13 protein-coding genes and 1 tRNA gene are annotated in these 15,893 nt (G+C 60.7%); 2 read left to right on the top strand and 12 right to left on the bottom strand.

The features are described 5' to 3' along the window. Position 1 precedes the first annotated feature (1 nt). The 6 genes from U3654_RS05380 to U3654_RS05355 all read right to left on the bottom strand — a co-directional run bounded on the left by U3654_RS05380 (position 2) and on the right by U3654_RS05355 (position 5,519). Positions 2-826, bottom strand: a complete 825-nt coding sequence (locus U3654_RS05380; protein WP_324754322.1) for an MBL fold metallo-hydrolase — start codon at positions 824-826, stop codon at positions 2-4. After that, the gene (locus U3654_RS05375; RefSeq protein ID WP_324754321.1) at positions 826-1,629 is read right to left on the bottom strand and encodes a TatD family hydrolase; all 804 of its coding nucleotides are present in this window, start codon (positions 1,627-1,629) and stop codon (positions 826-828) included. The genes U3654_RS05380 and U3654_RS05375 overlap by 1 nt, the downstream gene beginning before the upstream one ends. Positions 1,630-1,638: 9 nt before the next feature. Continuing rightward, entirely contained in the window at positions 1,639-2,757 is a 1,119-nt protein-coding gene (locus U3654_RS05370) for a DNA polymerase III subunit delta' (protein ID WP_324754320.1), read from the bottom strand. Continuing rightward, a complete protein-coding gene (gene tmk, locus U3654_RS05365) occupies positions 2,754-3,377 on the bottom strand; it encodes a dTMP kinase (RefSeq protein ID WP_416384560.1) in 624 nt (207 codons plus the stop codon). The genes U3654_RS05370 and tmk overlap by 4 nt, the downstream gene beginning before the upstream one ends. Beyond that, a complete protein-coding gene (locus U3654_RS05360) occupies positions 3,374-4,540 on the bottom strand; it encodes a D-alanyl-D-alanine carboxypeptidase family protein (RefSeq protein WP_324754319.1) in 1,167 nt (388 codons plus the stop codon). Before U3654_RS05360 ends, tmk begins: the two co-directional genes overlap by 4 nt. Positions 4,541-4,622: 82 nt before the next feature. After that, positions 4,623-5,519, bottom strand: a complete 897-nt coding sequence (locus tag U3654_RS05355; RefSeq protein WP_416384585.1) for an SPOR domain-containing protein — start codon at positions 5,517-5,519, stop codon at positions 4,623-4,625. Positions 5,520-5,794: 275 nt separating this feature from the next. Between U3654_RS05355 and U3654_RS05350 the strand changes: the two genes are divergently transcribed. Continuing rightward, positions 5,795-5,884, top strand: a tRNA-Ser gene (locus U3654_RS05350). Between the two features lie 491 nt (positions 5,885-6,375). Further along, entirely contained in the window at positions 6,376-7,029 is a 654-nt protein-coding gene (locus tag U3654_RS05345) for a DUF2461 domain-containing protein (RefSeq protein WP_324754318.1), read from the top strand. A gap of 279 nt (positions 7,030-7,308) precedes the next feature. Here the strand turns inward: U3654_RS05345 and U3654_RS05340 are convergent, their stop codons facing one another. The 6 genes from U3654_RS05340 to U3654_RS05315 all read right to left on the bottom strand — a co-directional run bounded on the left by U3654_RS05340 (position 7,309) and on the right by U3654_RS05315 (position 15,869). Continuing rightward, positions 7,309-7,599 (bottom strand): hypothetical protein, encoded by a 291-nt coding sequence (locus U3654_RS05340; protein WP_324754317.1) that lies wholly within the window; start codon positions 7,597-7,599, stop codon positions 7,309-7,311. A 433-nt stretch (positions 7,600-8,032) separates the two neighbouring features. Beyond that, a complete protein-coding gene (locus tag U3654_RS05335; RefSeq protein WP_324754316.1) occupies positions 8,033-9,661 on the bottom strand; it encodes a hypothetical protein in 1,629 nt (542 codons plus the stop codon). A gap of 336 nt (positions 9,662-9,997) precedes the next feature. Further along, complete coding sequence (locus U3654_RS05330; protein ID WP_324754315.1) at positions 9,998-10,138, bottom strand: hypothetical protein; 141 nt, start codon at positions 10,136-10,138, stop codon at positions 9,998-10,000. 356 nt (positions 10,139-10,494) lie between these two features. Then, a complete protein-coding gene (locus U3654_RS05325) occupies positions 10,495-13,626 on the bottom strand; it encodes an efflux RND transporter permease subunit (protein WP_324754314.1) in 3,132 nt (1,043 codons plus the stop codon). Next, complete coding sequence (locus U3654_RS05320) at positions 13,623-14,891, bottom strand: efflux RND transporter periplasmic adaptor subunit (protein WP_324754313.1); 1,269 nt, start codon at positions 14,889-14,891, stop codon at positions 13,623-13,625. Before U3654_RS05320 ends, U3654_RS05325 begins: the two co-directional genes overlap by 4 nt. A 216-nt stretch (positions 14,892-15,107) precedes the next feature. After that, positions 15,108-15,869 (bottom strand): STAS/SEC14 domain-containing protein, encoded by a 762-nt coding sequence (locus U3654_RS05315; RefSeq protein ID WP_324754312.1) that lies wholly within the window; start codon positions 15,867-15,869, stop codon positions 15,108-15,110. Between the last annotated feature and the right edge of the window lie 24 nt (positions 15,870-15,893).

The following is a 15,893-nucleotide window of genomic DNA, read 5'->3' as shown; positions in this document are numbered from 1 at the left end:
CTCAGACCTCGCCCTGAATCTCGAATGAAAGCGTCATGCCATCATAGGCCACGTCGATGCCCTCCGGCACCTCGGCCTTAAGCGTGCGGTAATCCATGTCGGTGTGCATGTTGGTGATGATGCCACGGCGGGGTGCTGCGCGCGCCAGCCATTCGAGGCTACGTTCCAGATGGATATGCGTCGGATGCGGCTTGCGGCGCAGCGCGTCGAGTATCCAGGTGTCGAGGCCCTGCACCTTGGCCCAGCATTCCTCGGACATACTCGCTACGTCGGGCAGATATGCGACATCGCCGATGCGGAATCCCAGCGCGTCGATAGCGCCATGTTCGACCTGAAACGGTGACAGCGTGACAGCCCCGCCAGCACCGGTAATCGTCACGTCACCCTCTATGGTGTGCATGTCGAGGATGGGCGGATAACTGGACCCAACAGGGCGCTCGAACGCGTAGTTGAATCGATCGACCAGCGCATCGCGCGTTGCAGGATCGGCCCAGACCGGCAGGCGGCCAGCCATGTTGAAGACCACGATGCGCAGATCGTCCAACCCATGGCAGTGATCGGCGTGGCTATGAGTAAACACCACCGCGTCCAGCGTGCCGACTCCGTGGCGCAAGAGCTGCTCGCGCATGTCGGGCGATGTGTCGATCAGGATGCGGGTCAGGCCGCCATCATCGCCTTCCTGCTCGATCAGGACCGAGCAGCGCGTGCGCCGGTTGCGCGGCTCTTTGGGATCGCAATCGCCCCAGCTTCCGCCGGGCATATCGGCAAGACGCGGCACGCCGCCGGACGACCCACACCCGAGGATGATGAAGCGGCGCGTCGCCATCAGCCCTGCCCCGTGTAAGCTGCAACCTTCGTAAATAGCCGGTCAAAATTCGCCTGCGTCTGGGCCGCGAACTCGGGCCAGTCCATGCCCATCGTCTCGGCACCTCTTTGCGCTGTGTGCAGCGTATAGGCAGGCTCATTGCGGCGGCCGCGATGGGGCGGCGGGGCGAGGTAGGGCGCATCGGTTTCCACCAGTATCCGGTCGCGCGGGGCGGCGGCGAATATGTCGCGGATTGCTTGGCTTTTGGGAAAGGCGGCAATGCCCGACATGCTAAGGTAGAACCCCAGATCCAGCGCCTTGCGCGCCAGTTCCGCACCAGAGCTGAAGCAATGCATGACGCAGGTATAGGCGCCGTTTCGATACTCTTCGCCAAGGATACGCGCCATGTCGTCATCGGCGTCCCGCGCATGGATTATCAGTGGCAAACTGGTGTCCCGCGCGGCGGCGATATGGGTGCGCAGAGAGGTCTGCTGCACATCGGCACTCTCGGCGGTGTAGTGGTAATCCAGCCCGGTCTCACCGATGCCCACGAATTTGGGATGCTGCGCCAGTGCTATCAGCTGATCGGCGGTGGCCAGCGGCTGATCCGCCACGCTCATTGGATGCGTGCCTGCGGCATAGAAAACCGGCGCGTGCGCCTCGGCGATGGCGCGCACCTGCGGCTCTAGGTGCAGCTTGGTGCAGATTGTGACCATGCGCGTGACGCCTGCCGCAACGGCACGCTCGATCACCTGCGGCAGCTCTTCGGCGAAGTCGGGGAAATCGAGGTGGCAATGGCTATCGGTGATCTGAACGTCGTGCATGTCGGCCCTTCAGGCGGGCTGATGCTCCGCCGTCTTTTGTATTCTGAACACGGTATCTAGGACCAGCGAAGCAGGGTCAAGGTTGACCGCCCGGCCATTACGCATTCGCGCGCCCACGTCCTGCGCGCAGTCGGCCCACGCGCGCGCAGCATTCAAATCGGGCGCGGCGCGGGCCAGCATCCGCGCCTCGCCCGGTGCACCTTCGGGGCTGGGCGCCGTGCCGGTCGCGCCCGTTTGCGCCATGCGGCCCAGCATCAGCTCGATAAGCCAGATCAGCAGGTTCAGCCGATCCTCTGCGCCACGTTGCCCTGCTGCGTTTGCCAATGCCAGCGCACGGGGGCGATCGATATTGGGCAGATCGGCAAAGAGCTGGATCAGATCGGCGTAGAGTTTCAGCCCGTCCAGATTGATCAGGCGCACCGCCTCGCCGACGGAGCCGCCCGACAGCGCCGCCAGCGCCTGTGTGTCGTCGCCCTGCTCGATCCCGGCCTGCGTCAGGGCTTGCGCCATGTCTTCCGCACTTAGCGGCGGCAGGCGCAACTCGCGGCAGCGCGAGCGGATGGTCGGCAAAAGGCCGGAGGGCTGGTGGCTGATCAGGAAAAGCGTGGTGCGCGCGGGCGGCTCCTCCAGCATTTTCAGCAAGGAGTTGGCGGCCTGCACGTTCATCTCGTCGGCGCTGTCGATAATAACCGCGCGCCGTCCGCCATCTGCGCTGGAGAGCGACAGAAAGTTATGCAGGCTGCGCACATCATCGGCCACGATCATGTCGCGCAGGCGATCCGTCTTGTCGTTGATGCTGCGGGTGATGTGAAATAGCTGCGGCTCGGATCGCGCCAGCATCCGGCGCGCGATCGGATGATCGGGCGAGATGTCGAGGCTGCTGGGTGTATCGGCACCGAACATGCCGCCCGCCTCGTCATGGGCCAGCAGGAACCGCGCAGCGCGCCATGCGAATGTCGCCTTGCCCACACCGCGCGCGCCCGTCACCAGCCATGCGTGATGCAGCCGGTCACCGTTGAATGCATCGAGAAACGCGGCCTCGGCGGCGCCCTGCCCGATCAGGCGCAGCGTTTCGCGTGGGTGCGGCGCACCTTCGATGCGGTCGGGCTGGCGCGTCTCGCTAGTCATGCCAACCGCTCCGCCACGGCGGCGCGCACGTCAGCGGCGACTGCGTCCATATCACGCGCCCCGTCGATCACGCGGAAACGATCCGCAAACTCCTGAGCCAGCGCCAGAAAACCCTGCCGCATCTGCGCCTGAAGACCGCCGCCGAACGCCTCGAAACGATCCTCGCCGCCACCCCGCGCCACGGCACGGGCAAGACCTGCATCCGCGTCGACATCGATCAGGATGGTAACGTCAGGCTCTTGCCCGATCATCAGATCATGCAGCGCATCGACCTGCGCACGCAGCCCGCCACCGCGCAGGCCCTGATACATGCGGGTCGAGTCGGCAAAGCGGTCGCAGATCACAATGCGACCTGTGGCCAGCGCCGGGCGCACGGTGCGCTCTAGATGATCGCGGCGCGCGGCGGTAAACAACAACAGCTCGGTTTCGGGCGACCAGCGATCAGGCGCACCGTTCAGCACAAGCGCGCGAATTTCCTCGGCACCGGGGCTACCACCCGGCTCGCGTGTGAGGATGGCGTCATGGCCCTCGGACAGCAGTTGATCATGCAGCATTCGCGCCTGCGTGGATTTGCCCGACCCGTCGATGCCTTCAAAGCTGACGAAAAGGCCAGCGCTCACAGCGTGCCCTCAGGCCCCTGCTGCAACCGCTTGAGCAAGATGCCGGACACCGTCTTGAGACGTGCGGTAAATCCGCCACGCGCCACGTTCGACGCAGCCAAAAGCGGCACGCGTGTCTCGGGCATCCCGTCGGGCGTCACGACAAGTTCGGCCACCTGCGCGCCCGCTTCGATGGGGGCCTGCAAGGGGCCGGTATAGATGACCTCGGCCTTGACAGTGTCGCCGCCCAGAACGGGCAGCAGCATGGTCAGATCGGCCGCCGTGACGAGCCCCACCGTCGGCACATCGCCCATCCAGACATCAGCCTGCGCCACGTCCCTCCCTGCAGTTACCAGCGTGTTTTCAGCAAATTGGCGAAAGGCCCAGTTAACGATGGCCTCGGCGTCCTCGGCCCGCGCCTGCGGCGTGTCCAGCCCCGACAGGACAAAAACCACGCGCCGCTCGCCCTGCTTGGCCGAGCCGACAAGGCCATAGCCCGCTGCCTGCGTATGCCCGGTTTTCAGTCCGTCGGCCCCGATGCCAAGGCTAAGCAGCGGATTGCGGTTCTGCGTGTTCTGCGGCGCGCGCCCGTCGAAAGCAAATTCGGTTTCGGCGAACATCGGATAGAATTGCGGGAAATCGACGATGATATTGCGCGTCAGCAGCGCCAGATCGCGCATACTCATGCGGTGGTCCGGTGCGGGCCAACCGTTCGAATTGGCAAAGGTCGAATTGGTCATGCCCATCTTTTGCGCGCGCTGCGTCATAAAGCGGGCGAACCCCGCCTCGGTGCCATCGGGGCTGAGCGCCTCGGCGATCACGACGCAGGCGTCGTTGCCTGACAGCACGATGATCCCGCGCAACAGATCCTCGACCGATACCCGGTCGGTCGTGTCTAGGAACATGGTCGAGCCCTTGTAGCTCATCGCGTGGCGTGACACGGGCAGCTTTTCGTCCAGCGACAGACGCCCGTCGCGGATCGCCTCAAATGCGACATAGAGCGTCATCAGCTTGGACATCGACGCCGGCGGCAGAGGCTGATCGGCGTTCTTGGTCAGCAGCACGGTGCCCGTTCCCAGATCGACGACATAGGCCGCCTTGGCCGCCGTATCGAAGGCGGCGGCGGGCAGCGCAAGGCACGCCATCGCGAGGGCCGTAAGGGCGGCTTTGAGGTAGGTTTGCATGGTGTGGTTCCGGGCTCTGTGCATGGTTTTGCGTTACGCTCCGTCTGTCTGGGTCTGGTTTTCTGGTTCTGACTGGTCAGTCTCAGTTGCTCACGGCATAGGCGTCGTCGAATCCGATACCCTTGATTTTTTTCAACAGTGCTGCGCGCTCGCTTTCATCGGCGGCGGGGCCGACGATGACACGCCAGAACGTCTTGCCCTGACTGCCATCCTTGCGCACGGTCGGCACCATGCCGGCCTGGCGCATGGCGGTGGCGGTATTCTCGGCGTTCTCTTCGACGCTGAAAATACCTATCTGGAGGTAGGGCCGGTCCAGCGACGATTTCACCGGGGCGGCTACCGCGACCTTTTCGGGCTGCGGCACGTTGGCGGCAGGTGGGTTTACGACATCTGCCGCATCGATGGCGGCTGCGGCCGCCCCCTCAACCGGATCAAGGCTGCTGGTCTCAATCGTGCCCGGCGTCAGCGTTTGCGCGCCGTCTGCGGACCCGGCAACAGGCTCAGGCGCCTCTTCGCGGCGCAGGGCAGTCACGTTTATCTGCGCGGGCGCACCGGCCAGCATTCCGAGTGCGGCGGCGGCATCGGACGAGACCTGAAAGGCCGGACCGGGATTAGCCCGCTCGCGCCGGAACAGCGCGCCGATGACGAATTTCGAATTGGCGGTATTGCGGATGATGACGCGCTCGGGGTCCGTGACATCAGGATGCGCGACCCAGACACCGCCCAACGATGGACGCCCGTCCCATAGCCCTTTGTCGGTGACCTGAAATACCTCGGGCGCCTCGACGTCACGCTCGACCAGCCGAACCGAGGATGCATCGCCCGATACCGACGCAGATTCGGACTTGGCTTTGGCCTTGAACAGGCCACCGCCTTCCGTTCCCTCACAGCCTGCCAGCGCCCCAAAAGCCACCAGCGCCACACCGCCCAGCGCCGCATTGCGCCACTTCTGCGCATCGCCCGCCCGAAAAATACCCATGATCTGCCCCTTGCCCATTTCCTGCGCCCGTTCTGCCGAACCGCTCCGCCCCCAACGCGTCTGCGCGCACTCGGGCCGGATTTCGCCTGCCACCGCAGTCTTTGCCGCGTGCGCGCACTCTATCCACTCGCGCCCACCAAGAAAAGCGCGCAGTGCCAATTCGGCGGAAATCCCCTTTGCGGCATTGATGCGCGGACGCGTGCGGATGCGTTCTGTGACGCTTGGCAAAAGAGGCACTTTCAGAATCGCGCCAAGCCCCCTAAACAACCTTCGTCGGAGGAGTGGCAGAGTGGTCGAATGCACCGGTCTTGAAAACCGACGAGGGTGTAAGTCCTCCGTGGGTTCGAATCCCACCTCCTCCGCCAATCTGGCAAAACCCCCATATTCCAAGCGATTTCATAGCGTTACGGGCGCGTAGAAATTGACAACCACACACTTACCACGCTCGCCTACCCTCACTTAAGCGCAACATTGTTTGCCTGACCTTCGTCAATGCCTCGCCTGGCCTCTTCATTGGCTTCGGTGGCCTGCCTTCATCCTGTGACTTTCCAATTGGACAGAAGGCGGGCGAGCCACAAAGTAAGATTGAAAAATCTTGTCACGCTCGACAGAAACATCCCCTTGGGACGCCTTGACCACGTCCTCCGGGGGCTAAGACCCGTGTACGAGAATCTCGATCGGGTATTTATGAATGCGGCCATGCCGTTCATTGGGCAAAAAAATGTACCAAAGCCGCTACATTCCGTTCGTGCTTTCGCGCCAGAAAACCGATGGCCGATGTTCTGAATTAACCTTACAAGGATGTTACCCGAACGCAGACAAGCCTCGCGGTAGCTGCGAAACAGGAGTTGCGCCCATGGTAGAGCCAGAAACATTTACGTTCCTTGCAGATCTCGCAATGAACAACCGCAAAGCCTGGATGGACGCAAACCGTGACGCGCGCGACGACGCCATGCGCAATTTCACGGGCATCGCGACGACATTGTACGACTATGCTGATCGCTTTGATCCTTTCGTGGCAGAGGCGGGGATCAAACCAAAGCAAAGCTACACCAAGTTCTTCCAAGAGCCGCGGGATCGCGTCGGACGTGATCTATATCGCGCGGGTGTGGATGTTTTTGCCAATGCCGGTCATCCGTCCGAGGACTTTGGATACTACCTGCATATCGAGCCCGGAAATTGCTATGCGGGCGCCGCGCTTTTCCAACCCTCCAAGGAGCCGCTGGCACGGTTGCGACAGCGTCTGGTCGATGATCCGGATGGCCTGAAAGACATCTTGGTCGATCCTGAGTTCAAGGCGGCTTTTCCAGATGGATTGGTCACACGAAAGGCCTTGGGCACTATGCCGGACGGCTTTGAGAGTAGCGATCCCGCTGCGCCCTATCTGAAAATGGTCGGCTTGGGATGTCGCCAAGACCTGCCGGACGCGCTCCTGCTCGACGACGAAGTGATTGATCTGCTGATCGATATTTTTCGCGCTGCCAGCCAGCTTGTGCGCTACTTCGACTGATTGCGCACAGGAATGTGATCGCGAGCGGAGGTGTTGTCGAATGATGGGACAGCGTCTATTGACGTCATTCATCCCCGGCAATACAGAACACCTAGCGTATGCGCCAAAATCGTAACGCACCCGGTTTTTAGCTGCCTTTTCCCGGTCGATCCAATGCTGCAGTATAGCAATCCCGTAGTGGCAATTCATAGACGGCGCAGCCTTTGAACGATCAGGAGGCCAAGACCGCATTTCAAGAATTGCCACTCGCAAGCGTTGCGCGACGGTTGAATGAGCGTGTCAAATGTCGGCTACTATCTCGCCCTTCATCTCGCCCGCCATCCGAGTTTGATCCTCTCGGTGGACCGATCTGCGCACCTCGTCGATCTTCAACTCGGCTGCGTCCCTGGTGAATTTGTCCGGCCATTCGGTGATAACCGCACTGGTCCGTTCACTGGTGCGGACCACTGTGACGCGGCTTGCCCCAAATTCTTTTAATGCGGGAAGACGCTTTTCTTCGATAGCGCGCAGGGCAAAGTTATAGTTAACCCCGTCCGCAATCTCCCATGTGGTAATCGTGATGTAGCGCATATCTTCCTCCATCCACTATTACCCCACTCTACCATGGAGCCGTCTCAAAGTTTACCACTTTCCCAACGAGCGGCCGCCAATCCTGTGCGCCAAGAGACGGATTTTCTGACGAGTAATGGCTGTCAGATGCCTCTGGGCCCCTCTCGGGTTGCGCGGCGCAGCTTTTCCAATGCTATCAGTCGTCATCAACGTAGCACTTCCCAGAGCTTGAGTTCGTGCAAGCGGCAAAACGGATATTGTGACGACGCTTGCCATCCAAACCGAAGTGCATCGGGGTTACGGTCTAACGATGCGCACATAAACCGGGGGCCTGCCGTCGCGCCAGACGTGGCCGACAGCAGGGCGGCAAATCTGCTACCTAAATTAACTCGGGGGAAGCTGCAAAAAAGCGTGGAATGGACAAATCGAACGGCACCCAAGACGCCGTTATCTATTATTGGCGACAGTAACATGAGGCCCTAATGGGCACTTCGGCGCGCGCGATTGCCTTTTCAAGTTGGAGCTTGATATGCGCCGCTTCGATGGCTTCTCCGCGCAGGTTAAGGCATTCGTGCAAGCCATGGAGACTCCAGACATTTCCCGGATGCTGGCACGCTCGACCCAAGGTCGCGTCAAGCCCGAGATCAGCCCGATAGACAGCTTCAGCTTCTTCGACCTGACCCTGCTCCAACAAAAGCGCGCCCAGCGCATGGCGGGTTGGCTGCATCCAGCCCCACGGTTCGTCGTAGGGCATGTTGTCATCAATCTCGACAGACCGGCGAAGGTGATCAAAGGCGGCTTTGTGATCGCCTTTGTGATACGCAAGCTCTCCCAGCATCATCTGTTCCGCGACTCTCAAGATGTCCCTGCAGGTATTGTTAAACAACATCCGGCTGCTCGGCACGCGATCCAGCGCCGTGTAAAACTTTGCCCTTTCTGCGTCCGCCTTGTTGATCCGATGCAGGTTTGCCAAGGCAACCGTGCGAGCATAGCGCATCATGGCTAGGGTCACACAATACAACCCTTCGTCGTCAGGCAGATCCTGATCCAATATGTCCTGCCAGCGCCCAAACCGGATGAAAACATGCTGCTTCATTGAAATGAAGGCCTCGAACCAGTCGGCCATCGGACGCAAAGTGTCTGAAGGCAAGGTGGCAATCAACTCGTCGGCAGTCTCTAACGCTACAATGGGTTGGCCCAGGAACATCGCGCCGTAAATCGTGAAATGGTAATTGTGGCACCGATAAACCGAGTAGAAGTTGTCAGCACCTTCTCGTTCCAGGAATTTCTGGTCTGCCACGATCGCCGCTTGGTTGCGCAAGACAACATTCATGTAGTCGCCACACAACACGTCGACATGGGTTGGCATGTGCAACAAATGCCCCGCATCGGGCACAAGGGTTGTCAGAGCATCGCCGTGGCGCAGGGCCTTTTCTGGATGGGGAGACATCTCCATGAGGTGAATATACATGTGCAACAGGCCCGCATGCTGCCAAGCCCCCTGCAGTGCCTGAAACGCATTCTCCAGCAAAGCGACTGCTTCAAGAGTGCCCGCACCCTCGGCCGGTTGGCCGCTGGGCAAATCCCACAACTGCCAAGGCGTGCGATTCATGATCGCCTCAGCGAAAACAGCGCAGACATCCAGATCGTCAGCAAATCTGGAATGGACCTTGCGCATTGCATTCGCAAAGGCGTTATTCCAAGGGTCGTAATCCTGAATGTTCGACGTATCGGGATAGCGCGCGCGCAGCGCCTCGATCAAAGCGCGTTCCACCGGTGTGGTCTGATCCAACAGTTCATTCGCGGCGTCAATTGAGGATTGGGCCGTCTCTATACATTCAGGTTTTTCGTCGTCCTCAAATGTTTCCCATGGCTTGTTATAATTGGGGCCGACGCAATATCCGATGCCCCAATGCGCCATTGCGCATCCAGGGTCCGCGCTCATCGCTTTGCGAAAACAGGCGATGGCTTCTTCGTGGTTGTATGCGTAGGTCCATGTCAATCCGCGGTCGAACCACTTTTGGGCATTCTGGGATGTGGTTGAAATCTTTCGTGAATATGAACCTAAGTCATAATAAGCCATCACACGTCCCCTTGCCGCTCCCAAGCATGTTACGCTGAGAAACGCTTGGGTGGGAAGCTTGCAGAGCCTTGTTGCCGCGACGCTCGAATTTGCCGTCAGGATAAAAGCGCGGGCTGGCGCAGTTGGCTGTCTCTTTGTCTGCAGATAGCAGTGTCAGAGAGGCAGGCGAACTTCTTGCCTTCATCCCTGATCCGTCTACTGAAACCCACCCACCGAGGGGCCGAATGTGCGCGACTTTCACCCCTTCGGATCAATTGTTTCAGCAATATCTCCACGCATTTCTGCGACAGTAATTGCCTCGTTTGCGTCGACAGAATTGCTTCAGGCGCTGCGCACTCAGTTGGCCAGCTTCGCCACCTCGGCTTCCGGCAACCAATTGGCAAAGCCGGGCATGCGCATGGGCCGGATTTCCGTCGATGGCAATTCTGCGCCATTCAGGATTACATTGATCAGGCCCATCCCTCCCGGAGCGTTCACCAGCGACCTGCCGTCAAGTTTCGGAAACACCTCGTCCGCGCCGCGCCGATCTACGAAATGGCAAGCGTTTCAGTTGTCGAGATAAAGACGCGCACCCAGTTCCATTTCGGGATCGGCTGAGTCAAGCAGTGCTTCGATATCGCCCTGAAGGAACCGCCGTCGTGTCGCACGGAAATCGCGGGTGGCATGACGAGAGTTCTATCAGTACCGATCCATCGAACGGCCAGTCGTGGCTCGGGACATTGCCGCGCAGTGCCCCGCCGGGCAGTGGGTCAAGGACAAGAGTTTGCCCGCAAAGATTGGCAGCGGACGATAGGGACAGCGCCAACGTCATGATCACTTCGCAGGGACGCGCCTCATGTCGGCTGTGTCGCGGCAAGGTCCCCCGATGATCTGGAGCGCCCCGCCTTTTTCTCGCCCAGCATCAGCATGGCGGGCGTCACGATAAGGGTCAGCACCGTTGCGATCACCAGCCCACCCGCGATGGCCGATGACAACTCCGTCCACCACTGGGTCGAGGGCGCGCCATAGACGATCTCTCGCCTGAAAAAGTTGAGGTTCACGCCAATCACCATGGGCATCAGGCCCAGCGCCGTCGTCACCGAGGTCAGCACGACGGGCCGCAGACGCTGCGCGCCAGTCCGCAGAGCGGCCTCCAGCGGCGACAATCCCGTCTTTTTCAGGTCATTGTAGGTGTCGATCAGCACGATGTTGTTGTTCACCACGATCCCGGCCAGCGCGATCACCCCGATCCCTCCCATCACAACGCCGAAGGGGCGGCCAGTGACGATCAGGCCGAACAAGACACCGGCAATCGAGAACACGATAGCGCTCATCACGACGAAGGCCTGATAGAAGCTGTTGAACTGGATCACGAGGATCACGAACATCAGCACTATTGCGGTCACGAAGGCACCGATGAGAAAGATCATCGACTCGGTCTGATCCTGCGCCTCGCCGGCGAAGGTGGCCTCGACCCCGTCTGGCAGGTCCATGCGGTCGATGGACGATTGCAATGCGACGACTTGATCGTTGACCAACACGCCGGGGGCGACGTTCGCCTCGATGGTGATGACGCGACGTTGGTCAACGCGGGTGATGGTGCCGCTGCGCGGGGAAGGTTCGAACGTGACAAAGTTCGAGATCGGGACGAGGCCCGCCGAGGTGGGCACGCGCAGCGATTGAAGCTCTTCCAGCGTGCGTTCGTTTGAGGGGAAGCGCACGTTGATATCGACCGATCCGTCGGCGTCGTCGGGGCGGTAATCGGCCACGGTGATGCCGCGCGTCAGAAGTTGCACCGCCTGTCCGAGGGTCGAAATGTCGGCGCCAAAGCGCGCAGCCTCAGAGCGGTTCACCGCGATGCGCCATTCGACCCCGGGCAAAGGCCGCGTATCGGTGACGTCGGTAAAGCCGCCGATGTCGTCCATCGCGCTGCGGATTTTCTCGACCGCCGCCGCTTGGGCCTGCGGATCGCGGGCGCGCACGCGCAGGCTGATGGGTTTGCCTGCCGAGGGGCCGGAGGACGCCGTTTGCACCTGCACGTCGATACCGGGAATCGTCGCCATGTCGGTGCGGATGTCCTCACCGATAACAGCGGCAGTTCGGCGCGTGTCCCATTCGGTTAGTTCAATCTGGATCGTGCCGATCAGATCGGCGGCGTCCTGATTGCCACCGCCCGAGCGGGCATAGACCGACGCGATCTCGTCATAGGCGAACAGACGTTCCTCGACACGGCGCACCAGCGCGTCCTTTTCATAGATCGAGAAGTTGTCGCGGGCGCGGACCTGCACCTGTGCGAATTCCGGCTCGATCGACGGGAAAAAGCTGATGCCGTTGCCGAATTGGCCGTAAGCACCAAAACCCGCGAGCAGGAACGAAATCGCCATGAACAGCGTCGCCCAAGGCCGCAGGATCGCGAATTGCAGCACCTTTACATAGCCGCCGGTAAATCCGCCCAAATCGCGCGGATCACCCTTTTCGGCAGCGTGCAGCGTTGCCTTGTCCTTGGCCGATTGCGGAGGCTTCTTGCCGATGAGGCCACCGACGACGGGGATGAATATCAGCGCCATGAAGAGCGATGCCGTCAGCGTCAGGATCACGGTAATCGGCAGGAATTTCATAAACTCACCGACTGTGCCGGTCCAGAACAGCAGCGGAAAAAACACGGACAGCGTCGTCGCCGTCGAGGCGATGATCGGCCAGGCCATGCGCTTGGCGGCGAAAGCATACGCAACCTTGGGCTCATCTCCCTCCTGCAATCGGCGATCGGCAAGTTCGGTGGTAACGATTGCGCCGTCCACCAGCATCCCCACAACCAGGATGAGCGAAAAAAGCACGACAAGGTTCATCGTGTATCCCATCACCAGCAGCCCCGTCACACCTGCAAGAAAGGCGCCAGGAATCGCGAGACCGACCAGCAAAGCGGATCGGATGCCAAGCGCCCAGACTATGACGATCATCACGAGGATCACGGCGGCGATGACGTTCGCCTCCAGATCGCTCAGCATGGTCTCCACCTGCTCGCTTTCGTCTTGCATGTAATCGATGGTCACGCTGCTCGGCCAGTCCGCCTGCGCCTCTTCGATCAGCGTGCGCACTGCGGCAACGGTTTCGATGATGTTCGACCCCGCCCGCTTCTTGATCTCCAGCGCCAGCGCCGGCTGACCGTCGATGCGGGCGAAGCCAGTTGGGTCCTCGAACGTGCGGCGGATCGTGGCGACGTCGCCGAAGGTGACGACAGTGTCGCCGCGCACCTTCACAGGAAGGGCCATGACGTCCTCGATATTTTCGATCAGCCCCGGCACTTTCAGCACGATACGGCCCGCGCCATTCTCGATAGCGCCTGCTGCAATCAGTCGGTTGTTGCGGTTGATCTGGCTGATCAATTCCTCAAAGCTGATATTGTAGGTCTCGAACACTGTGGGGTCGATCAGCACCTCCAACAGCGCGTCACGCGCTCCGCCCACATCGACTTCCAGCACGCCCTCAAGACCCTCGATCCCATCCGATAGTTCCTCGGACAGGGAATTGAGCGTGCGCTCGGGCACGGGGCCGGACAAGATTACCGTCAGGATCGGGAAAAGCGCTGTGTTGATCTCGGTCACGACCGGATCAGTGGCGTCTTCGGGTAGCTCGGGTTTGGCGCGGTCCACGCCCTCCCTGACCTTACGGAGCGCGGCCTCGGAATCGAAACCCGGCTCAAACTCCAGCTGCAAGCTTGCATAGCCTTCGCCACCATTGCCGGTCATCTGCTTGAGGCCGGTGATCGCGCTCAGTTCAATCTCCAGCGGCTCGACCAGCAGGCGTTCAGAATCCTCGGGCGAAATGCCGTCGAGGCCGGTCGAAACGTAAAAGATCGGGATCGGGATCTCGGGCGAGCTTTCCTTGGGGATCGTGACATAGGCATAGGCACCGACGGCCAGGATCATGATCAGCGCCATGACAACGACGCGGCTGCGGCTAAAGGCGGCGTCGATGATGCCGTTCATTGAACGCTCTCTTTCTTGGCCGCGTCGGCGGGCCGTTCAGCCGGAATGTCCGTTTCGGGCGCTGTCGCGATGATCTGTCCGTTGCCATTGGCCGCAGCTTTGGCCTCAGGCGCGCCCGGCACCGGCGCCTGCGCGGCGGACACATTGTCATCGCCATCCGGTTGAGGATCGACCGTCTCGCCGTTGTTGACGAAACCCTGACCGATAGAGATGATCTGCGCCTCGTCCGGCAGGCCCGACACCCAGATGCCATCGGTCTGGGCGCGCACGATGCTGATCTTGTGAAATTCGACCAGATTGTCGGCAGTCACGGTCTTGATCCCCAGCGTGCCGTCGGTATCCAGCGACAGAATGGCGGGCGAGACGAAATGCGCCGTCAGCTTGCCTGTGGGGATGCGCAACTGCGCGCTGATGCCGGCGGGAATGGTGCCACCCTCATTCGGGACCTCGATCTCGGCCAGAAAGGTGCGGGTGTCGACGTCGGCGCTGGTGCCGACGAACTTGACCTCACCCGTGCCCGTCGCGCCTGTGATAAAGGCGACCTCGGCTGTCTGGCCAACCTTGATGTCGCTGAGCGACTGCTGCGGGATCTGGATGCGGATCGTCAGCGGCGTGTTGTCGACGATCCGGCCTATGTCAGTACCAGTCGACACAAATTCGCGTGTGTCGATATCAAGTGTTTCGAGCCGCCCGGCAAAAGGCGCACGGATTTCCGTATTCCCGATAGCCTCTTCGGCAGTTGTAACGCCCGCCTCAGCAGCGGCGAGAGTGGCGCGTGCCTCTGAGACGCGATCTACCGTGGCCACGCCTCGCGCTACTAGCGCACTGGCGTTGTCGAACTCGCGCTGAGCGCGATTCAACTCCTCCTTTGCCCGCGCCAGATCAGACCGACGTGCGGCGGTGTCGAAACGCGCGATCACCTGACCAGCCTCTAGCACTGCGCCCTTGTCCACCAGCAGCTCGGCAATCTGGCCCGACGTCTCGGCCCGGATCGCCGTGTCACGATCCGGCAGGGCCTGCCCCTCGGCCACAAAGACCTGCTCGACGGACTCAGCCACCGATTGGCGCACGGCAACGGTGACGGCCTTGGGGGTAGCAGACGCAGCTGTCACTGGTGTCGGATCACTGGACGGCAGAATGTATCCGCTGCCCATCCAGCCGATAATCGCCACAGCAAGGCCACCGGCCACCCATCGGGACCGGGTTGATCCAACATCGCTGTCGAATGTGAGCGTCTTGCGCCCTTCAGTCGGGGTGTCGGTCATGAACTGATCTCCGTGGGGACAGGCACCGCGTAGTTCGCTGATACCGCTTTGCTGTGGTCAGGATTCCATCGTCGAAACCCCGGTACTAGTTCCTGCGGTGGCGTTGCTAAGCGCACCGCAGAAATCTGTGTTAGCGCCAAGATGGGCTTCAGGTCGGTCATTGCAAAAACTTGATCTAGCGGCGGTGAGGCCCGTCGGACCACGCCACAACTATGATTAGGCCGAGCGCACCCATGTCCAGGCGGCAGCGTCTTCGGTGACGTCAAAGAGACGCATCTCGAAGGGCATCATCGGCGCCACACCCGAGGCGATCGTTTTCACCCAGCCAGGCGCGCCGACGATAGCGTAGCGGCCCAAATGCGTAATCGCGCTCATCTTCGTGCCCATCAGCGACCCGTCCATCAGGATTGCCGGGTCGAACCCTTCATAGCTCTTGAATCTGACAAGAAGATTGATCTTGCCGTCGCCCTTTAGGTGGGGTTCGAGGGGCGTCAGCACCTTGTCCACATCCTCTGCGGTGATCCGGCCATGAATCTCGTAGGCGATCAACCCGTCCTTGCCGTCCGACAACAGTGTCACGCCGCTGTCCGAGCCAACCGCCGCTTTGGTCGGCAGGTCGGACGCGAAAGCTTCGGCAGCCGCGACGTCGGATGAGCCAAAGCTCTTCATGTCAATCATCGGCAGGATCGGATCGATCCATTTCAGGATCGCCGCGAAGGCCTGAAGGTCGGTCACCAATGCCATCTTGGCGATCTTGGACCATTGTGCCAGCAGCCCAAACTCAAACTTCATGTCCTCGGCTATTGCGTCAGCGGTGATATCCTTCCAACCCTCGGCACGCACGATCAGACCCAGCGGCCCGTCGCCATTCAGCACCGGAGTCAGCTCGCGCTCCATCGTCTCGATGTCACTCTTTTCGAGCACGCCCTGCATCGTGATTTCATAGACGTTCGGCTTTAATTCTTTGATCTTCAGCATGATTATTCCTTTCTGCTCTCAGTT

Origin of the sequence: Roseovarius sp. Pro17 (assembly GCF_035599575.1) — a bacterium.
In the GTDB taxonomy this organism is placed as follows: Bacteria; Pseudomonadota; Alphaproteobacteria; order Rhodobacterales; family Rhodobacteraceae; genus Roseovarius.
The sequence above is the reverse complement of the archived record's forward strand: the minus strand, read 5'-3'. Positions and strand labels throughout refer to the sequence as shown.